Source organism: Micromonospora sp. NBC_00860 (genome assembly GCF_045207375.1).
GTDB lineage: Bacteria > Actinomycetota > Actinomycetes > Mycobacteriales > Micromonosporaceae > Micromonospora > Micromonospora vinacea.
Map to the genome: position 1 here is coordinate 4,826,538 of NZ_CP108825.1, position 19,107 is coordinate 4,845,644.

At 67.1% G+C, this 19,107-nt stretch carries 18 protein-coding genes and 2 tRNA genes; 8 read left to right on the forward strand and 12 right to left on the reverse strand.

Annotation, left to right across the window (positions count from 1 at the left end; all coding sequences use genetic code 11):
• Nucleotides 1–220: 220 nt before the first annotated feature.
• The 4 genes from OH804_RS22060 (at nucleotide 221) to OH804_RS22075 (ending at nucleotide 4,110) form a co-directional block, all read left to right on the forward strand.
• Nucleotides 221–1,396 carry a PQQ-binding-like beta-propeller repeat protein gene (locus OH804_RS22060; RefSeq protein WP_406059215.1) on the forward strand — a complete coding sequence of 392 codons (1,176 nt, stop codon included), beginning with the start codon at nucleotides 221–223 and terminating at the stop codon, nucleotides 1,394–1,396.
• Between the two features lie 307 nt (nucleotides 1,397–1,703).
• The gene (locus OH804_RS22065) at nucleotides 1,704–3,203 is read left to right on the forward strand and encodes a SulP family inorganic anion transporter (RefSeq protein WP_406059217.1); all 1,500 of its coding nucleotides are present in this window, start codon (nucleotides 1,704–1,706) and stop codon (nucleotides 3,201–3,203) included.
• Nucleotides 3,203–3,655 (forward strand): MerR family DNA-binding transcriptional regulator, encoded by a 453-nt coding sequence (locus OH804_RS22070; RefSeq protein ID WP_406059219.1) that lies wholly within the window; start codon nucleotides 3,203–3,205, stop codon nucleotides 3,653–3,655. Before OH804_RS22065 ends, OH804_RS22070 begins: the two co-directional genes overlap by 1 nt.
• A 110-nt stretch (nucleotides 3,656–3,765) precedes the next feature.
• The gene (locus OH804_RS22075) at nucleotides 3,766–4,110 is read left to right on the forward strand and encodes a YnfA family protein (RefSeq protein WP_196921382.1); all 345 of its coding nucleotides are present in this window, start codon (nucleotides 3,766–3,768) and stop codon (nucleotides 4,108–4,110) included.
• 256 nt (nucleotides 4,111–4,366) lie between these two features.
• On the opposite strand, the gene OH804_RS22080 is transcribed toward OH804_RS22075, so the two are convergent.
• Genes OH804_RS22080 through amcA form a run of 5 tightly spaced genes read right to left on the reverse strand, consistent with a single transcriptional unit; the run spans nucleotide 4,367 to nucleotide 6,377 of the window.
• A complete protein-coding gene (locus OH804_RS22080; RefSeq protein ID WP_406059221.1) occupies nucleotides 4,367–4,936 on the reverse strand; it encodes a kinase in 570 nt (189 codons plus the stop codon).
• Between the two features lie 15 nt (nucleotides 4,937–4,951).
• The gene (locus OH804_RS22085) at nucleotides 4,952–5,614 is read right to left on the reverse strand and encodes a pentapeptide repeat-containing protein (RefSeq protein WP_406059223.1); all 663 of its coding nucleotides are present in this window, start codon (nucleotides 5,612–5,614) and stop codon (nucleotides 4,952–4,954) included.
• 60 nt (nucleotides 5,615–5,674) lie between these two features.
• Nucleotides 5,675–5,872, reverse strand: a complete 198-nt coding sequence (locus OH804_RS22090) for a hypothetical protein (protein WP_406059225.1) — start codon at nucleotides 5,870–5,872, stop codon at nucleotides 5,675–5,677.
• Nucleotides 5,869–6,216 (reverse strand): hypothetical protein, encoded by a 348-nt coding sequence (locus OH804_RS22095; protein WP_406059227.1) that lies wholly within the window; start codon nucleotides 6,214–6,216, stop codon nucleotides 5,869–5,871. Before OH804_RS22095 ends, OH804_RS22090 begins: the two co-directional genes overlap by 4 nt.
• The gene (gene amcA, locus OH804_RS22100) at nucleotides 6,213–6,377 is read right to left on the reverse strand and encodes a multiple cyclophane-containing RiPP AmcA (protein WP_196921378.1); all 165 of its coding nucleotides are present in this window, start codon (nucleotides 6,375–6,377) and stop codon (nucleotides 6,213–6,215) included. Before amcA ends, OH804_RS22095 begins: the two co-directional genes overlap by 4 nt.
• A 371-nt stretch (nucleotides 6,378–6,748) precedes the next feature.
• Between amcA and OH804_RS22105 the strand changes: the two genes are divergently transcribed.
• A complete protein-coding gene (locus OH804_RS22105; protein ID WP_406059230.1) occupies nucleotides 6,749–7,975 on the forward strand; it encodes a helix-turn-helix domain-containing protein in 1,227 nt (408 codons plus the stop codon).
• 6 nt (nucleotides 7,976–7,981) lie between these two features.
• On the opposite strand, the gene OH804_RS22110 is transcribed toward OH804_RS22105, so the two are convergent.
• From OH804_RS22110 to OH804_RS22130, 5 genes are all read right to left on the reverse strand, one after another.
• Nucleotides 7,982–8,656 (reverse strand): YdcF family protein, encoded by a 675-nt coding sequence (locus OH804_RS22110; protein ID WP_406059232.1) that lies wholly within the window; start codon nucleotides 8,654–8,656, stop codon nucleotides 7,982–7,984.
• Between the two features lie 385 nt (nucleotides 8,657–9,041).
• The gene (locus tag OH804_RS22115; protein ID WP_406059234.1) at nucleotides 9,042–11,276 is read right to left on the reverse strand and encodes a UvrD-helicase domain-containing protein; all 2,235 of its coding nucleotides are present in this window, start codon (nucleotides 11,274–11,276) and stop codon (nucleotides 9,042–9,044) included.
• Nucleotides 11,273–12,100, reverse strand: coding sequence for a hypothetical protein (locus OH804_RS22120; RefSeq protein ID WP_406059236.1), 828 nt, complete (start codon nucleotides 12,098–12,100; stop codon nucleotides 11,273–11,275). Before OH804_RS22120 ends, OH804_RS22115 begins: the two co-directional genes overlap by 4 nt.
• 347 nt (nucleotides 12,101–12,447) lie before the next feature.
• Nucleotides 12,448–13,284, reverse strand: coding sequence for a replication-relaxation family protein (locus OH804_RS22125; protein ID WP_406059238.1), 837 nt, complete (start codon nucleotides 13,282–13,284; stop codon nucleotides 12,448–12,450).
• Nucleotides 13,285–13,729: 445 nt separating this feature from the next.
• A tRNA-Lys gene (locus OH804_RS22130) sits at nucleotides 13,730–13,805 on the reverse strand.
• Nucleotides 13,806–13,991: 186 nt separating this feature from the next.
• Between OH804_RS22130 and OH804_RS22135 the strand changes: the two genes are divergently transcribed.
• Both OH804_RS22135 and OH804_RS22140 read left to right on the forward strand, forming a co-directional pair.
• Entirely contained in the window at nucleotides 13,992–15,254 is a 1,263-nt protein-coding gene (locus tag OH804_RS22135; RefSeq protein ID WP_406059240.1) for an Ig-like domain-containing protein, read from the forward strand.
• Between the two features lie 248 nt (nucleotides 15,255–15,502).
• Complete coding sequence (locus tag OH804_RS22140) at nucleotides 15,503–16,795, forward strand: Ig-like domain-containing protein (protein WP_196921374.1); 1,293 nt, start codon at nucleotides 15,503–15,505, stop codon at nucleotides 16,793–16,795.
• A 116-nt stretch (nucleotides 16,796–16,911) separates the two neighbouring features.
• Here the strand turns inward: OH804_RS22140 and OH804_RS22145 are convergent.
• Both OH804_RS22145 and orn read right to left on the reverse strand, forming a co-directional pair.
• Nucleotides 16,912–16,984: transfer RNA gene (locus tag OH804_RS22145), tRNA-His, on the reverse strand.
• A gap of 113 nt (nucleotides 16,985–17,097) precedes the next feature.
• The gene (orn, locus tag OH804_RS22150) at nucleotides 17,098–17,688 is read right to left on the reverse strand and encodes an oligoribonuclease (RefSeq protein ID WP_130407816.1); all 591 of its coding nucleotides are present in this window, start codon (nucleotides 17,686–17,688) and stop codon (nucleotides 17,098–17,100) included.
• A gap of 72 nt (nucleotides 17,689–17,760) precedes the next feature.
• Here orn and OH804_RS22155 point away from each other — a divergent pair, with 72 nt between their 5' ends.
• A complete protein-coding gene (locus OH804_RS22155; RefSeq protein ID WP_406059242.1) occupies nucleotides 17,761–19,044 on the forward strand; it encodes a glycosyltransferase 87 family protein in 1,284 nt (427 codons plus the stop codon).
• The last annotated feature ends 63 nt before the right edge of the window (nucleotides 19,045–19,107 follow it).

A 19,107-nucleotide genomic window follows, 5' to 3' on the forward strand; every position in this document is an offset into this window, starting at 1 on the left:
CCCCCACAGGCGCCGGCAACGTGGCAATCCACAACGGACCTACGCATGCCACTCGGTTGCCTCCCTCAGGCTCAGACGGCCGTTGAAAAGGGGGCCACCCTGGACACCGTGGCCGCCATAGGATCACCGGCACGGCAGCCCGGAGCAGTAGAGGGCGCATTCCGCCGTGAGGTAATCACGCGCGGCGTTCTTCGACGTCGCGCCAACGGGGGAGGTACGAGTGAGGCACGCAGTGAAGGCGCTGACCGCTGCCGCGGTGCTCGCGGCGACGGTGGCGGTCCCGGCGACGCCGGCCGCAGCGGGCGGCACGGGCTGGTGGTCCATGTCCGGCTACCTGGTCAGCAACAGCGCGTTCAACCCCAACGAGACGAGCGTGACGGTCCCGACCGTCGCGAACCTCAAACTCAAGCACACCGGCAGCCCGGCCCGGACCGGCCAGCGCGCACCTGTCGTCGCCGACGGACTGGTCTACACCCTGGACAGCCTCGGTGTCACGGCCACCGACGAGGTGACCGGCGCGCAGAAGTGGCGCTTCGAGCTGGACCCCGAGAGGTTCGCGCTACCTACGGAACTCGTCCACACGGCCGGCCAGCTCGTCTTCGCGGCGATCGTCATTGGCCAGCCTGGCCTCGACGTCTCACGGATCTTCGTGCTCGACGCCCCGACCGGCGCGCTGGTTCGGGACATCCGCGACGACGGCGCGGTCGGGCAGATCCTCGTCGACCGGGGTGTCGTCGTGGTCAGCGCTTTTGGGCGCTACAGCGCGGACGCGCGCGCCTACCGCGTCGCCGACGGGCAACTGCTGTGGGAGCAGGACGTCACAATGGATCAGCCGGTTTCGGCGAGCGGTCACGTCCTCCTGTCCGGATACGCCGGAAATGGCGGTCCCCTGACCAGCGCCGTCGTCGACATCACCACCGGCGACTCCATCAACGCCATCGCGGGCCGCGACTACCGGCCGCTCGCGACGGACGAGACGGGAACCAAGTTCTACGTCGGATGGGGACACAGCCTGCAGGTCCTCGATCCGACGACCGGCAACCTGACCTGGCTCGCGTCGAACCTGTACCCGAAGTTCGCGGTGGTCACCCCGACCCGGCTCTACGTCACCTCCGCCTCCACCACCTCCTCCTCAGGCACGGTGTACGCGTTGAACCGCAGCACCGGCGCCATCATCTGGAGTAAGCGCATTCCGGGAAGCGAGGACCAGCGGGCGATCATGGCCGGTGGCGTCCTGTACGTCACGGCCAAGGGCAACCGTGTGTACGCCCTGAACCCCGTCGACGGCGCCCCGCTGAACGCACCGCCGTTCACCGGCACAACCGACCAGCTCGTGGTCACCTACGGCAGGGTGTACGCCACCGACGGCACGAAACTGACCGTCTACGGCCTCTGACCCAGCGGCGCTTCCACGGCGGTTGACCGGATGCCCCGGTCGACCGCCGTCGCCGTTTCCAGGGTGGGGAACGCTGCGGGTGCCATCAAGCGGCTGGGCGGGCACGCGTGGGAACCGGAGCGACCCGGTGATGATCACCACGCTCGGTGAACTCTCCCCTTACGAAAGGGTAGGTTCGCTGTCGGCTATCCGGGCGAGGCCCGTGGCTCCCGTGGCGACCACGCGTCCGGGCAATGGTCGATGAGTAGCTGCCCGGTCCTGAGCGAAACTGTGCGCGCCCACGGGACGCCCGAGTGGAAATGGCTGTATGTCTTCTGTGCTGTCCGCGGTCAACCGACCGCGTCTGTCCCGTCCGTCCTGGCTGTCGCCGAAGGTGTTCCGCACCGAGGTTCTCGCCGGCCTGGTCGTCGCCCTGGCGTTGATCCCGGAGGCGATCTCCTTCTCGATCCTCGCCGGCGTCGACCCCCGCGTGGGGCTGTTCGCGTCGTTCACCATGGCCGTCACCATCGCGATCTGCGGAGGCCGTCCGGCGATGATCTCCGCCGCGACCGGGGCCATCGCCCTCGTCGTCGGGCCACTGGCGAAGGAACACGGGCTGGACTACCTGATAGCGGCGGTGATCCTCGGCGGCGCGATCCAGATCCTGCTCGCCGTCCTCGGCGTGGCGAAGCTGATGCGCTTCATCCCCCGCAGCGTCATGGTGGGTTTCGTCAACGCTCTGGCCATCCTCATCTTCGCCGCCCAGGTCCCGCACCTGCTCGGCGTGCCGTGGCTGGTCTACCCGCTCGTCGCCGTCGCCCTGGCGATCATGGTGGGGCTTCCCCGGCTCACCCGCGCCATCCCGGCGCCGCTGGTCGCCATCGTGGTCCTGACCCTGGTCACCGTCTTCGCCAGCGTGGCGGTGCCGACCGTCGGCGACGAGGGAGCCCTGCCGAACAGCCTGCCCACCCTCGGAATGCCGCAGATCCCCTGGACCATGGACACCCTCACCCTCGTCGCCCCCTACGCCCTGGGGATCGCGCTGGTCGGGCTGATGGAGTCGCTGATGACCGCCAAGCTGGTCGACGACATCACCGACACCCCCTCCAGCAAGACCCGCGAGTCCTGGGGCCAGGGCGTGGCCAACATCGTCACCGGTTTCTTCGGGGGCATGGGTGGCTGCGCCATGATCGGTCAGACGATGATCAACGTTAAGGCGTCGGGCGCCCGTACTCGGCTGTCGACGTTCCTGGCCGGCGTATTCCTGCTGGTCCTGGTCGTTGCGCTCGGCGACGTGGTAGCGGTGATTCCGATGGCCGCCCTGGTCGCCGTGATGATCATTGTGGCGGTGTCGACGTTCGACTGGCACTCCGTCGCCCCGGCCACCCTCAAGCGGATGCCGTACGGCGAGACCATCGTCATGGTGGCCACCGTCGTCACCACCCTGGCCACCCACAACCTCGCCATCGGCGTCGTGGTCGGCGTCCTCACCGCCATGGTGATCTTTGCCCGACGGGTCGCCCACCTGGTCGAGGTCACCAGCGTCCTGGACCCGGACGGCACCACGCGGATCTACTCGGTGCGCGGTGAGCTGTTCTTCGCCTCCAGCAACGACCTGGTGGGCCAGTTCGACTACGCGAACGACCCCGAGACGGTGGTCATCGACATGACCCACGCCCACGTCTGGGACGCCTCCTCCGTGGCCGCCCTCGACGCCATCACGCAGAAGTACGCCACCCGCGGCAAGACCGTCGAGATCATCGAGCTGAACAAGCCCAGCGCCCGCATCCACGGCACCCTCGCCGGTCAGCTCGGCGTCGGCCACTGATGGCCACCACCAGCCGGGACATCGGTGCGGAGCAGCACGTCTCCGGCCCGGCCACCGGTCGCCTCATGCAGATCGGCGAGGCCGCCGAACGGGTCGGGTTGAGCATCCGCACCATTCGCCACTACGAGGAAGCCGGCCTGATCGTGCCCTCCGCCCGTAGCGAAGGCGGCTTCCGCCTCTACACCGGGCCCGACCTCGACCGCCTCGCCGTCGTCAAGCGCATGAAACCGCTCAGCTTCACCCTCGACGAGATGCGCGACCTCCTCGCCGTCCTCGACGCCCTCGGCACCGCCACCGGCGCCGACCGCGCCGCCCTGCTCGACCGGCTCGCCATGTTCCACACCGCCGCAACCACCCGCGTCACGGCCCTCCGCGACCAACTCGCCATGGCCGAAGGCTTCGCCGACACACTCCGCGCCGAACTCGACCACCACAAAGGCCCCCCTGTCTGAGCCCTTCCACATCGGTGGCAGTGAACTGTGGCGACTGATCGGCAAGCTTGCTGCGCGGGCAACGGTACGCCGCGCCTCGACGTGCAGGTGCCGGCCGTTACGGTCCACAGATGACCGTCGTCCGCTCTGTTCTGCTGTTCATCGTCGCCGCAGTGTTCGAGATCGGCGGGGCGTGGCTGATCTGGCAGGGCTGGCGCGAGCACCGCGGCCTGTGGTGGATCGCCGCCGGCGTCATCGCCCTCGGTGCGTACGGATTCGTCGCCACCTTCCAGCCCGACCCGAACTTCGGACGCATCCTCGCCGCCTACGGTGGCGTGTTCGTCGCAGGCTCCCTCGCCTGGGGCGTGATCGTCGACAAGTTCCGACCCGACCGGTGGGACGTCATCGGCGCCGGCATCTGCCTGATCGGCGTCGCCCTGATCATGTACGCGCCGCGTTCGGCGGGCGGCTCCTGACATGATTCAGGGGACATGACCAACTGGTCATGTCCCCTGAATATCGCTGGTGCGCCGCCAGGGACTCGAACCCCGAACCCGCGGATAAGAGCTTGATCTTGGCCAACTCTTGGATTCCCAGCAATATCCACCGGTCCAACCGGTGCACGTCGATCGCTGGTCACCCGCCGTACCCGTCCATGCCGTCCCGGCAGCGGTCGGCCCGTCCATGGCGGTCGAGCACCCGTGGAGCACCCGGGCGCGGAGCTGAGCTGCTCTACGGGGACGGAACGCTTGGTAGCGGGTCGTCGTCGCGTCCGGTCTGGGATAGCCCGGCCACAGTGGCGATGGCGTTGACGGCCTCGTTCAGTCCGGTGGTCTCGGGTAGGACGAGTTCGTCGGGCCAGTCCAGGACGTCATGGGCGGCGTACCAGCCGCTCATGTGCTCGGCGGTGAACTCATCGGCCTGTGGGCGGGTGAGGTGCCGGCGCAGGGTCTCGGTCAGGGACACGTCGAGGTAGCAGAACAGCGACCGGCCGCGGTGGTCGTCCCGCAGGGAGGTCAGCATGCTGCGGTAGCGGCTGCTGTGCATGATGCCCTCCAGCACGACGTGATAGCCGTGGTCGAGGGCGAACCGAACGGTCTGCCCGATCAACGCCGGTGCCGCACCGCCGGGCTTGTCCCGCTCACGCAGCACGATGCGGCGCAGGTAATCCTGCTCGACCAGGGCGCAACCCCGGCCGTGCCGGCGTCGTAGCTCGCGGGCGATGCTGCTCTTGCCTGAGCCGGAGTTGCCCCGGATGCAGACGAGGATCGTGTCCGGGCTGCCAGTGGGTTCAGCGAGCACGACGCCTCCTCGGCTTCAGTCGTTGCGCACGGTGAGGCCGAGGGCGGCCACGGTCAGCTGGGTGAGGTCAGGGAGTTGGTCCTCGCCGAGGGTGACGCCGCGCAGGTTGTCCAGCGGCGTCTTGAGGCCCTGCAGCCGGCTGCCCCGCAGGTCGGTGCCGTCGAGCTGGCAGGAGTCCAATTCCAGTCCGGCGAGGTCACATGACCGCAGCGCGATGCGAGGTAGTCGGCAGGAAGACCACGCGCCGTTGGTGAGAGTGCAGTCAGTGAAGGCGACCGAGCCGGCGGCGGTGACGCGTTGGAAGGTGGCGTAGTCGAAGCGGCAGCCGTCGAACAGGACGTCCTTGAGGCGTACGTCGGTGAGCCTGGTGCCGGTGAACCGGGAGCCGGTAATGGCGCAGCGTTCGATGGTGATGCCGGTCAGGGTCGCGCCGGAGAAGTCGGTGCGGGTGATTTCGCAGCCGTAGAGGCTGCCCGCTTCCCAGGTGCTCTCGCTCAGGTCCACGCCGGTGATCAGACCGCTGCGGACGTGGGCGTCCTCCAGGTGCGAGCCGTGCCACGCTGCGCCCTCGACGAGGGCCTCGGTGAGGCCGCCGTCAAGGTCCGTCGTGGTGTCGAGGTCGTCCGGTTCGAGGTCCGGCAGCAGGACCTTCACGTCGCCGATCGTGGTGGTGCGCATGTGTCCTCAACCTGTGTGGACGCGGGGTGGGCACGCCACCCCGCGCGTCCCGTGGTGGGGCTACTTCTTCTTGTTCCAGTTGTCCCAGCCGGGTCGACTGTCGAACTTACCCTTGTTATCCCAGAGGGATCTCCGGTCGGGCAGGTAGCAGTAGGTGCAGTCGAGGTTGCAAAAGCTCGTCGGCTGCACGACCAGGGTGTGGAAGCTGCCGGCAATCGCCGGCTGGCCGGTGGCGTTGATGAGGCCGATGCCGTTCACGAGGAGGCCTCTGCGATGCTGGCGGCCGTGGTGGTACTGACGCGGTAGGCGTGGGTGTGGCGTGCGGGCCAGCCGAGGAACCGGTCGAACATGTCGGCGGCGCTGCCCGTGACGCTCGGGTTGAGCCGATGCAGGTCGTCGATCGCATCGTGCAGGCAGCCGGCCAGGTAGAGGAACAGGCTCACCGGCTCTTCCCGGTACTCGGCGAGGAGCGCGAGCTTCGCCGCGCCGCAGGGCCATGGCTGCCCGCACCGGCGGCACAGCCACAACGGGCGCATCGGCAGATGTTCCACCTCGGCTGGCGCGAGCCGGTTCGCCGCGAGACGGCGCTGTTGCCCGGTCACCGGCGACCGCCCTCGCGGGCCTGCTGCTCGAACAGCCGACGCCACACGAAGGTGAGCAGCGGAGGATCAGCGCGCCGCACCTGACCCTGTGAGGACGTCCACCTGGGCTCGGGGCGCCGGGACTGGCTGGCTATCGCGTTACGCGAGACGTACACCGTCATGCCTCCACCCCCACCAGGAACGATGAGCGGCGGGCTCGCCGGGGGAATGGCGAGCCCGCCGCCGCATCACGGCGGCTGGGAGCAGGCCGCCGATCACCCACCCACGCAGCCCTCATGGCGGTACGCAGGCGGGGAGAACGCCGAGACAGTTCGTTCCAGGACGGGCCGAGCCAGCGGCCCAAGCCGTGGTGTGGTGCGCCGCCCATCGATCCCTCCATTTGCAGCTCCCTGTTAGGTCATCCCCGACACCGGCATCGACACGCGCCGGTGATCTGGGGTGAACTGAACGTAGGGGCGGTCCGTACGGAGGACCGGGAAAATCCGTACCGGGTCCGGCGGCCTTCAGCGGGCAGGGTGATGGTGTGCGAGGGATGACGGAAGACATGACCATCGGCCAGCGCGTCGCCTTCTACCGGCGTCGACGAGGCCTCTCCCAGGAGGTGCTAGCCGGTCTGGTCGGCAAGACCCAGGAGTGGTTACGCAAGGTCGAGACGAACCGGGCCGACCTCGACCGGCTGTCAGTCATACGCGCGATCGCCAAAGCCCTCGACGTGTCCCTCGGCGACCTGATCGGTGCACCGAGCCTGTTCGAGTGGTCGGACGACTCAGGGCGCGAGACCATCCCGGCCTTGCGGGCCGCGCTTCACGACTATCGTCACCTCGCGCCGACGCTGGCCAGCACGGGGGACGTCGAAGCGCCCGCCCTGCGCGAGATCGAGAACGACGTCGCCGAGATCTGGGCCGCCTACCAGCACTCGCGATACGGCACCCTCACCCGCCGGCTGCCCTACCTCATCCACGACTGCCTCACCGCCACTGAGGCGTACGACGGAGACGATGGCCAGCGAGCGCACGCGATGACCGCCTACGCCCACCAGCTCGCTGCGTTGTTCCTCACCAAGCTCGGCGAAGGTGACCTCGCGTGGACCGCCGCCAGCCGTGGGCTGGCGGCCGCCAACGCCAGCCACGACCACGTCGTCATCGGCTCGCTCAGCCGCTCCGCCGCGCACTCGCTGGCGTCCATCGGCGAATATGCGCAGGCTCGTGGCCTCGCAGCCACGGCGGCGCAGTTCCTGGAACCACGGCTCGCCAAACCCACTCCGCAGCTGCTGTCGGTCTACGGCAGCCTGCACCTCGTCTGCGCGCTGGCCGCCGCCCGAGACGACGACCGCGCCTCCGCCGACACCCACATCGCCGAGGCCGATGCCGCCGCACAGCGGCTCGGCGCCGATGGCAACCACGTCTGGACCGCTTTCGGGCCGACCAACGTGTCGATCCACAAGACGACCGTGGCGATGGAACTCGGCGATGTGCAACGCGCCATCGCTATCGGCGCCACACTCGACACCAGCACCGTGCCCGTCGAGCGGCAGGTTCGGCATGCCATCGAAACCGCCCGGGCCCTCGCCCGGTGGAACCGCATCGACGACGCGCTCGCGGCGCTCCTGGAGGCCGAGGTCATCGGCCCTGACCAGGTGCGCTACCACCAGCTCTCCCGCGACCTCGTCCGCGACATCCTCACCCGCCCTCGGCCACCTCGACTGGCCGTCGAACTCAGCGACCGGATGGGCGTCCGGTCGGGAGGACCGCGCTGGTAGCTGGGCTCAAATTAGCCGACTCGTGTAGCCAGCCGCGACCAGGCGCTCGAACGCCGTCCGCACCTCGTCCGGAATTTCCTGCGGGATCGCGAACCCGCGCTCCGCGTACACCTCGATCCGCTGCGTGTCGCCTACCAGCATGTCCACCACCCGCCGCGGATCGCCGATGCTGCTCACGTAGTCGTCCAGTTCGAGTGGGTTCGACGCGCACACCACATCGACCTCCGGCCACATCAGCCTGCAGGTGGCGTAGGCCCGACGCTGTTGGTAGGGCCGCGACATGATCAGCACCGACTTCACCGGGATCCGGTGTTCGGTCAGGAGCTGACGCGAGTACTCCAGGTTCTGGGCGGTGTTCGTGGCATGCGGCTCCACGAGAATGAATTCCGCCGGCACACCGTGCTCAACCGCGTACTCGCGATAGTGCACAGCCTCGCCGTGGGGGAACCGCTCGATCGTTGTCGGCGCGTTCGCCCCGGTGAAAACGATCCACGGGAACAGCCCTGCTTGAAACAGCCGCGTTGCGACCACCGCAACGCCGAGGTCATGGCTGCCCAACCCGATGCCCACGTCGCACGGGCGCAGCTCGTGGTGCATGTCGTGGTATCGCCACAGCGTCTCCACATCAGTCCGTACCTCGTCCGGGAGCACGTGAACCGGCACCGCGGCCTGCCGATCCATCAGCGCCCGCCAGGCAGGGCAAACGCTGGAGTTTGATTCACGCCCCGTTCACTCATGGCATCAGCGTAGGGCAGACCGGGGCCGATCCAGATTCAGCTACAGCTCCTCTGCCCACCGCGGAACATTCAGGCAGGGCCGACACCATCAGCGCCATCGGCAGCCGCTCCATCCGTCGGCGCCAACTCGCGTACCTGAACCCACAACGCCATCTCGCCGGCCTCGCGGACGGCCGCACCGAGCACGGCGCGAGCCGCGCGATGCGGCATGAGTAAGGCCGTTCAGGAACGTCGACCGACCTCCGAAGCGGAGCGCTACCTCCGATCGAGCTGCTCCCGTCCCGCAGCCGTGCCTTGTGGTGCAGGCTGACGCCGACGGATGGCGGTGCTCAGACAAGGCTGCCACGCTCCTTCAACATGACGCCGTTAGCAACTGCCCTGGCCAAGACGTCTGTCACGCCACCGTCGTCCTCGTTGACGAAGACGCGAACCTCTCGCTGAGCACGGCTCAAGGCAAGGTAAAGAAGCGACAGAACGCGAGTCCGTTCGTTGGGCGTCATCCTCGTCATCTGCATATCCGGAATCCCTGCGACAAGGACAGCGTCGAACTGGAGTCCAGCGAGGTATTCCGCGGGGCCGACCACCAGGCCGCGGCGGCGATAGCCGATGCCGTCGATGTCCGACCGTCCCGAAATTGTAGACACGTGAAACTTGGCCGAATTGCCTATGCGCGAAGCGAGATCGGTATACCGTCCCCACTGCCTGCTGTCGACAATCGCCAGAGCGAGCCGTGCCGTTGGATACAGCTGGTGCACTGCCTTAACAATGTCATTCTCCTCCCCTGGGCGGGAGGCGGCCACGCTCAACAGTGGAACCGGCCCCGGGTTTTGCACCGATTCGACCTCGCTCAGGTCGACGTGCCAGTCTTTGCCAAGGTCGAGAGTTGGGAACTCGTGATGGACGTGCTTGATCAGATCCAGAATCTGGGGGGTGAAGCGATGCACCGTCGTCAGCTCGAAGTTGGTGATGTCGCCGATCCCGTCCTCAAGCACGGCCGACGACGACCGCGTCTCGTCCGCTGCCACCCCGATGAAGGCCTCGGACGGCGACTGCCGCGGATCAACGGCCATGAAGACTCGTGGATAGTGACGAACATCGCGCGATAGATAATGGAGTACCTGGCGTTCCAGCGGGCTGAAGAGGTGGAACTCGTCAACGAATATGAGGTCGTACCCCTGAGTCCGCCGAGCGCGGTTCCATGCGTGCGTCTCGAGGTGGCTTAAAAGGTCGGCTAGCACCTGGTCCGACGTCAGCATCGCGCGGGCGTCGAGACTTTCCATGTACTTGGTATAGATGGCAAACACGACTCGCATGTCATCCCGGATCTCCAGTGGCATCATCCATGCCGCCCGGGTCAACTGGCAATATCGTGACTCCGCGCCAGCCCCCGGGAAAATGGCGGCGGCACCTATCACAGAGCCGAATTCAACGAGGAGATCCCAGGCCAGGGCGCTGCGGACGTCCGGGTCGTCGGATTCGAACCTGGACCGCAGGTTATCGGTGACACGCGCTCGGTACGTTATCCAGTCACCTGAAATGAAATCATCGAGGACGTCGTTGATCTCGTCCAGTTGAGCCTGCTTGCCGCTGAAGTTGTCGTCGCCGGCAAGGACAAAACCAGATTGGTCGTCGACGTACTGCGGCGAGGTATTCTTTGCGATCTCAAGTAGCGGGAAGACGTCGATCTCGTTGAGACGCTCGAACCTCATCGAGTCGAGCGAGTCGGAGATCTCGCTGGCGAGTGACCAGCTGTGTGTCACAATAAGCACGCGGAGATCGTCACCCATTTCGCGCGCCTGGAGCACCTCACGAGTCGCCTTAAGCGTCAGCGCCAGGGTCTTGCCAGAACCGGCCGGCCCCCGCAGGCGAATCGATTTGCTCGTCTCCGCCTCGATGAAGGAGCGCTGGTCATCAGTGATGGATTGTAGCCATTGCTCGTATGACCACCCCCTCGTCACTGACTGTTCCAATGGGGACAGCAAGATCTCAACGTCGGCCGTAGGTTGGGTTCGCTGCGTCTGCGACATCCGAGACGTAGCGACTGCCATCGCTTCCTTCCAGTCGGCCTCCCAGCCTCGGGGCATGACCGGCTTCGACAACTCGAATTCCTCGAGAATTGCCTTGTTATCAGACGTGGTGTTAGCCCAGAGAAAAATGTCGGGATTCTCGCCCGGCATTACCTCGGCGATCCATCGGCTTGCCTGGTCGTCGCCCCTCGTGCCAGCGACGGCGAAGAAAGAGATGAGCTTGTTGTGCTTGTACTGGCCCCAGCCGCGGGGCAGAGTCAGTGGACCGCTCGCGCGCGCACGCTCAGCGAACGACGCCATGCGGCTGAGGACCTCGCGGCGGAGATTGACAAGGTGCTCAGGGACGAAGGGGTCGGTCGAGTGCTGATCACGGATGACGACAATCCGCTGTTCCTCGAACTTGTCATCTGCAGCCACGAGCACTTCTACGAAGCCGCCGTCGTAATGGACCAATACCGGCGTCGTCGAAATTGCCTCGGGCGAGAGGCCGGTCGCCAGTTCCTTCAGAGCACGAACGGTGGTGAGGAGGGGTTTCATCGGTAAGTTTCCCCCAGCAGTTCGGAGTGCAAGTCGCGAATCTCCTCGTATTCGACAGGTAGGCCGATCGACATGAACACCAGCGCAAAGCGTTGCGCGAGCGCGTGAACGTATCGGTCTCGCAGGCGTGAGATTCGTCGATAGAGCACAGGGCTCCTGGTTGGGCCGATCGCGATTTCCGGCTCCCGCACCTGTTCCAGTTGTCGCAGGTACACGAAATAACCGAGGTCATGCTTGGGTGCGATAGCGGAGAGGAAGAGCGCGTCGCCCGGCGGCTGAGCGTAAGGCGCTCTAAGTGCACTGACAATCTGCTGCACAATGTTCTCACGCTTCTGCGCGTTTGGGGCTGCGAGCAAAGCATTGACGAGGACCTCCACTGCCTCCTTCAAGGACTCCGCAGGAGAGTCGAGGAGGCGAATGTTCGTCAATACGGACCCGGCGGTGTCGGCATTGCGACCACTGAGGCCGAGAGACGTAATGATCTCTTCGGGTTCGGCCTCTGAACACCAGGCTCGGAGTCGCGCATCAGAGACTCTTGGCGCGGCCTCGGGCATGAGGCTATACAAGCGCTCGAGGGCCTTTTTCCTGTACTTCTCGCGAAGACGGGGGATCTGCATCTCCATGAGATACTCCTCCGCCGTCAGCAGAGGAACACACGCGACCCGGCCCTGATGCTTGGCGAACGCGAGGTCGCAGTCCGCAGTAATCACGAGCAGATGCCGCTGCCACATGGATGTGTCGGTGGCGACCGCTTCGAGGACGTCACCCTGCCGCAGCGGATCCGTGACGCTGATCTCTCGGTACTCCGTGAATAATGCAGGCAATTGCGTCTCCAGCGGTTCGACACCGCGGGCCCCTCCGATTGAGTACCCGCGGTCGGGCGGAAGCGGCTTCAGTCTAGGCCGCGTAGCGCGATTCGTAGGTGCCCGAAGTTCGCGAGTAGACATGGCTGGTCTCGTGGCGCTGGTTGATCACGCCGCGCCCATCTCTGGCCGGCGCAGCCTACCTCGGGTACAGCGGGGAGGACCACGAGGACTTGGGCGAAGGCGGCACTGATCGATGGTCCGGGCAACTCTGACGTAACGCGCTCACATCGGCAGAAGCGGATATCTTATACGGCCGATGCTTGCTCCTCAGGGTGCCCGACCTCTGGCGGCTTCCACGCATTCGTTTACTGCGGTCCGGCTACCTTCGAATCATTTGGGATAGTTCTGGCTGAAGCGGGTAGGTCGATCAGCCGGTGACGTGCGGTGCCCGCCGCCGGGATCCTCCACACCTGCTCGTGTGGCCGGTGGTGGTGCACCAGGTCGACGGTGATGATTGCGATCGGCGCCCGCAACGGCCGGCTCACCAGATCAGCGACCAGGCTGGCCTCTCGGGCCGCGTCCCGAGCGATGACCAGCACCACGCCTGCTGGCAGGACCGGGTCGGTGCGCCGGTAGCCAGCCAGAACAGCACCCAGCCCAGCAGTTGACCGCTCTCGTTCGGCGATCACCTCACCAACCGGGCCGGGATCGACATGCACCAGGAACCGCAGACAACGGCCATCCTGCAGCCACACGCCGTACCCGTCAGCACGCAGATGCGCCAGGCCCCGCTCCCGCAGCCACACCGACGTGTCTAAAGTCGTCAACCACTGGAACAGCCCACACCGGGTGGGATCCTGGCGTGACGCCGCGAGCAGCGGCAGGAACAGCAGGTAGTGCGCCGCACCCCAGTCCCGCTGACCCAGACGCAACGGCACCGGCCGCCCTGACAAGACGAGCTCACGATCCAGCAGCTCGGTCCCCTTCCTGGTAATCCTGTACCACCAGGCGTGCGCCCGGTCCTCCGCCGACCGCTCCCGGCCCACCAGGCCCAAGTTGTGCAACCAGGTGAGATCCCGGTGGGCGGTCAACCGCGGCACCCCCACCACCACCGCGATGTCGCTCGTGGTGGCCCACCCGTGCAATGCCAGGAACGACAGGATCCGCCACCGCCGAGACGTCAGCTCACGACCACCGGCCACCCATTGATGATCCCCCACCTCGTCGACGCCCCACCATCCCGACGATCCGGCACCGCAGTGACGCCCCGAGGGAACTCCCACACCCTCAAAACGGGGTTTGTGAGACGTTCTCCATGATCACTGTTCACCCGATCAGCCGAAGAGTTGACGACGGAAGCCGCAGAACCGACATACCGCCTTCCGCCAAAATCGCCGGACTCCGGCTCCGAGCCCATTCGGGAGCCGCCCACCGATCCGATCCGGAACCACCGATAGCCGCAATCCCCGCCGCTCGACCATCGCGTGCCGCAGCCACCGACCGGCGTCCCAGAGCACCCCGCCGCGTCCCACCGCTACCACCCCGGGTCCACCGGCTCCCGAGCACCCACCGAGCGACCGCCCACCACCGGTGCACACGAAAAAGGCCCCGACCCAGTGTGAACCACTAGGTCAGGACCTTGATCGTTGGTGCGCCGCCAGGGACTCGAACCCCGAACCCGCGGATTAAGAGTCCGCTGCTCTGCCAGTTGAGCTAGCGGCGCTCGTCGGCAACGGAGAGAACATTAGCACCCCTGGAACGTGGGCTCCAATTCGGTTACCCGGGTCCCCCCTTCGGTCGAGCTTTGCCGGCAAAAGCCCCAAACCGACCACCGTCACCAAGATCGGGGCGTGGGTTGCGGTGGTGATGCGGCACGATGTCCGCCAGGTACGCGAGAACAGAGGTGGGCATGGCACGGTTCACGCGAGCCGGGGCGGTGGTGGGCGCCCTGACTCTGGTGGCGTCGCTGGCACTGACCGGATGCGGCGGCGACGACAAGAAGCCGGAATTCGTTGGCGGAACGTCCTCGGACGCGAGCGCCGCCCCCGGCTCGGCCGCACCTTCGACGCCGAGCACGCCGAGCGGGCCGGCGCTCACGCTGAGCCCGGCGAACGGCACGAAGAACCGGCCGGTGAGCACGGAGATCAGCGCGAAGCTCCCGGGCGGCGGGAAGGTGTCCGCTGTCACCCTGACGGCGGACGGCGGCGGCTCGGTCGAGGGCAAGCTGCGTACCGATGGTTCGTCCTGGGTGCCGTCCGCTCCCCTGAAGTGGGGCACCCGCTACACGGCCACTGTGACGGCGAGCGCGTCGGACGGCACGAGCAGCCAGGGCACCAGCAGCTTCACCACGATGGCCAAGCCGAAGTCGACGATCGGGTCGGGCCTGTACCTCTTCGACGACAAGAGTTACGGCGTGGCCATGCCGGTGGTCACCGAGTTCCACCCGGGCATCCCGAAGAAGGACCGGGCGGCGGTGCAGAAGCGGATGTTCGTCCGCACCGACCCGCCGCAGCCGGGCGCGTGGCACTGGGTCAGCAACGGCACGCAGGCCTACTACCGGGCCCCGGAGTACTGGAAGCCGGGCACCACCATCACCGTGCGGATCGCCCTGGCGGGCGTGCCGCTGAGCAACGGCAAGTACGGCGACGTCGACCGCAAGGCCACCGCCAAGATCGGCCGGGCGTTCGAGATGAAGGTCGACAACGCCAACAAGAAGATGACCGTGTACGAGAACGGCGCGCCGGTGCGCACCATTCCGGTGAGCCTGGGCAAGAAGAGCACGCCGTCGTCGAGCGGCACGATGGTCGTGATGGAGAAGAAGGAAGCCACTGTCTTCGACACCCGCGACGACCCGGACCCGGCCAACCGCTACGTGACCGACATCCAGTTCGCCCAGCGGCTCACCTGGGGCGGCGAGTACATCCACGCGGCGCCCTGGTCGGAGCACGTGCAGGGGCGGCAGAACGTCTCGCACGGCTGTGTGAACGTGTCGATGGCGAACGCCAAGTGGCTGTTCAGCAAGACCCGGATCGGTGACCCGATCACGATCAAGGGCACCGAGCGCAGGATCACCGCCGGCAACGGTTGGACGGCGTGGAGCCTGAGCTGGTCGGAGTTCATCAAGGGCAGCGCGTTGCCGGTGCCCGGTGGTGGGGCCGGCCCGGCCGTCTGAGCCGTCGGCCTCGTTGCGCCGGCCCGGCCGTTGGCCGGGTCGGCGTACCCTTGCACTCCCGCCGCTCAATGCGGCGCGGCGACCCCCGCACTCCCGGTACGGGCATGAACCAGGCTCACGAAACGCCGAATAGTAGCAGAATTCGGGCACTATTGATGACGTGTTTCGGTTCACCCTCGGCAACCGGGGCCGGCTCTGGCGCGTCAGTAGGAGACGATGGGGCAGCGACCACGACTGTGAGGGAATTCATGCGAGCTAGCCAGGACCAGCTGATCAGGCCCGGCGGGCGACGCCGCGTGTTCGCGGCGGGGCTCCTCGCCGTGGCGCTGGCCTTCACCTCGGCCTGCACCGACGGCGACGGCGGTAAGCCGTCCTCGTGGCACGGCGGCGGCGAGAACCCGGCACCGAAGGCCGCCGCGACGATCAGTGAGCCGGCGGCCGACGCCAAGGACGTGCCGGCGTCCACCGGCATCACCTTCACCACGAAGGACGCCGTGGAGACCGCTGTCGAGCTGAAGGACGCCGCCGGCAAGGCGGTCGAGGGCGCCCTCGCCAAGGACGGCAAGTCGTGGCTGCCGGCCGGCGCGCTGGCGTACGGCACGAGCTACACGGCCACCGTGACCGCCAAGGGCGACGACGGGCTTCCCGCCACCGCGACCAGCACCTTCACCACAATGGCCAAGCCCGGCAACCAGGTTCGGGTGAGCAGCTTCCTCGGCGACAACCAGGTGGTCGGGGTGGGCATGCCGCTGATCGTGAAGTTCAGCCGGAACATCCCGGAGGACTACCGCGACGACGTGCAGCGCCGGATGACAGTCACCTCGACCCCGGCGCAGGAGGGCATCTGGCACTGGGTCAGCCCCACCGAGATCCGGTACCGGCCGAAGGAGTTCTGGAAGCCCAACAGCAAGGTCTCCTACCGGGTGCAGGCGGGTGGCCTGCCGATGGGTGCGGGTTGGTACGGCCGCGCCGACCTCTCGGTGGACGTCAAGATCGGCGCTGCGGTGGTCATGACTGTCGACAACAAGACGAAGCGGATGACGGTGACCCGCAACGGCTCCGTGATCAAGACCATCCCGGTCAGCCTGGGCAAGAAGAGCACCCCGTCGTCCAGCGGCACCATGGTCGTGATCGAGAAGCTGCGCAAGACGGTCTTCGACACGTTCGAGGAGCTGGGCCCGGAGGAGGGCTACCGCACCAAAATCGACTTCGCGCAGCGCCTCACCTGGGGCGGCGAGTTCATCCACGCGGCACCCTGGTCCGAGGGCCAGCAGGGCAGCGTGAACGTGTCGCACGGTTGCGTGAACGTGTCGATGGCCAACGGCGACTGGCTCTTCAAGAACACGCAGATCGGCGACCCGATCACGGTCAAGGGCACTGAGCGCAAGCTGCAGAACGGCAACGGCTGGACCGACTGGAACATGAGCTGGGACGAGTACGTCAAGGGCAGCGCCCTTCCGTACGAGCCTCCGGCCGACCCGGACGCCACCACCCCGACCCCGGACGGGACGGTCACCCCGTCCCCCACGCCGACCGCCTGAGCCACCCGACGAGAGCCCCCTCTTCGGAGGGGGCTCTCGCGTATGCGCACCTGTCTCGCCCCCGACAACGACTCAGGCCCCCTCCGAGGAGGGGGCCTGAGTCGTGAAACCAACTGGGTGACTGATGGGAATTGAACCCACGACAACCGGGACCACAACCCGGTGCTCTGCCAACTGAGCTACAGCCACCATGCCGCCGTCGCCCGGTCGATCGCTCCGGGCGGGGTGCGGACCAATAATAGCCACACCGTGGCGCGCCTCGTCCAGCGGGTTCCCTGCTCCCCCGGGACGAGCTGCCGCGGTCAGAGTTCGGCGGCGATGGCCTTGGCGGTCTCGACATCCGGGCCGGGCAGCGGAACGAAGACAGTGCGCCGGTAGTACTCCAACTCCCGGATGCTCTCCCGGATGTCGGCCAGGGCCCGGTGGGCGAGACCCTTCTGCGGCTGACCGAAGTACACCCGGGGGTACCAGCGGCGGCAGAGTTCCTTGATCGACGACACGTCGATCATGCGGTAGTGCAGGTGCGCGTCGAGGCGGGGCATGTCCCGGGCGATGAAGCCCCGGTCGGTGGCGATCGAGTTGCCGCAGAGCGGTGCCGTACGCGGATCCTTGACGAAGGTGCGGACGTACTCCAGGACCAGGTCTTCGGCCTCGGCGAGGGTGACCGCCGAACGACGGACCTCCTCGGTGAGACCGGACTTGGCGTGCATGGTCTGCACGATCTCCGGCATCCCCTCCAGTGCCGCCTCGTCGGCGTGGATGACCACGTCGACACCATCACCCAGCACGTTGAGGTCGGGATCGGTGACCAGTGCCGCAACCTCGATCAGTTTGTCCCTGCCGAGGTCCAACCCAGTCATCTCACAGTCGATCCAGACGAGGAGATCAGCCACCGGGACAGCCTACGCGCAGCCCACGCCCTGCGGCTGCGCGCTCTCGGGGGACCGGCCCGCTAGGGTTTCGGGGTGCCAGCAGAACCCGTCGCACCGCCCGCCGTCACCGAAGACGATCCCGGCGGCCGTACGGTCCGTCGCCTGGTCGCGGTGGTGGCCCTCGGCGCTGTGCTGCCAGCGCTCTACCTGCCCGGCCTCGTGCACAACTTCTTCGACCTCAAGATCTACATGTCGGCGATGGACTGGTGGCGCGTCGGCCACCCGCTCTACGACTACGTCCAACCCGACCGGGTGCAGGGCGAGCTGTACTTCACCTACCCACCATTCAGCGCGCTGCTGCTGTGGCCGTTCGGTCTGCTGCGGCTCGGCGCCACCGTGGCGATCTTCACGGCGCTCACCGTGTTGGCAGTGGTGCTGACCACCCGGTGGCTGGTGGCGCCGGTGATCGCCCGACACGACCTGCCCCGGACGTTCACCCTGATCGCCGCCGTGCTGCTGGTGCTGGCGGTGGAGAGCATCCGCGAGACGATCACCTTCGGCCAGATCAACATGCTGCTGGTCGTGCTGATCCTGGCCGATCTGCTGTTCGCGGTGCCGCAGGCGCGACGCTGGGCCGGGGTGGGCGTGGGGCTGGCGACGGCGCTCAAGCTCTTTCCCGGCATCTTCATCGTGTACCTGCTGGCCACCCGGCGGTGGCGGGCCGCCGCGGTGGCGAGCGCGACAGCGGCGGTGGCGACCCTGCTCGCGGCGGCGATCGCCCCGCGCGACTCGTGGCGGTTCTGGACGCATGAGCTGTGGACCACCGAGCGGGTCGGACGCACCGACATCGTCGGCAACCAGTCGCTGTTCGGCCTCCTCAGCCGGTTCACCGAGCCGGCGAAGCCGGACCGGCTGCTCTGGCTGCTGGTGGTCGCCGTGGTCGCCGTCTACGGGCTGTGGCGGGCCGCCCGCGCGGCGCGCGCCGGTGACCAGTTGACGGGGCTGACGTTGACCGGGTTGGTCGGTTCCCTGGCGAGCCCGATCACCTGGACCCACCACATCTACTGGTTCGTGCCCGCTGTGGTGCTGCTCGCCGACGCGGCGTTGAGCGCCGACCGCCCGGACGAGGTACGCCGGCGTCGATGGCTGGCCGCGCTCGCGCTGGGCATCACCGCCGTGACCATCTACGGGGTGGTGACGTTCCAGGCCTGGGGCGCGGGACCGGTCCGCACGCACGACCCGGTGGACTTCGTCGTACAGAACACCTACGTGCTGCTCAGCCTGCTGCTGCTGGCGGTGTTGCCGGTGCGGTCAAGGCTCGGTGCGGAAAATCGCACCAATTGGACAGACCTCCCGAGTAGCCATCATCGGCGCTAACCTGTCCTCATCTACCTCAAGCGTCGCTCGGGTAGCACCGATCCCCCGGTGAGAGTGGCCCTC

Bases quoted from the DNA above. Each gene is read 5' to 3' on its own strand.
- OH804_RS22065 (WP_406059217.1), top strand. From the start codon at position 1,704: ATGTCTTCTGTGCTGTCCGCGGTCAACCGACCGCGTCTGTCCCGTCCG.
- OH804_RS22070 (WP_406059219.1), top strand. From the start codon at position 3,203: ATGGCCACCACCAGCCGGGACATCGGTGCGGAGCAGCACGTCTCCGGC.
- OH804_RS22075 (WP_196921382.1), top strand. From the start codon at position 3,766: ATGACCGTCGTCCGCTCTGTTCTGCTGTTCATCGTCGCCGCAGTGTTC.
- OH804_RS22085 (WP_406059223.1), bottom strand. From the start codon at position 5,614: ATGCGCACCACCACGATCGGCGACGTGAAGGTCCTGCTGCCGGACCTC.
- amcA (WP_196921378.1), bottom strand. From the start codon at position 6,377: ATGACGGTGTACGTCTCGCGTAACGCGATAGCCAGCCAGTCCCGGCGC.
- OH804_RS22105 (WP_406059230.1), top strand. From the start codon at position 6,749: ATGACGGAAGACATGACCATCGGCCAGCGCGTCGCCTTCTACCGGCGT.
- OH804_RS22110 (WP_406059232.1), bottom strand. From the start codon at position 8,656: ATGGATCGGCAGGCCGCGGTGCCGGTTCACGTGCTCCCGGACGAGGTA.
- OH804_RS22115 (WP_406059234.1), bottom strand. From the start codon at position 11,276: ATGAAACCCCTCCTCACCACCGTTCGTGCTCTGAAGGAACTGGCGACC.
- OH804_RS22135 (WP_406059240.1), top strand. From the start codon at position 13,992: ATGGCACGGTTCACGCGAGCCGGGGCGGTGGTGGGCGCCCTGACTCTG.
- OH804_RS22140 (WP_196921374.1), top strand. From the start codon at position 15,503: ATGCGAGCTAGCCAGGACCAGCTGATCAGGCCCGGCGGGCGACGCCGC.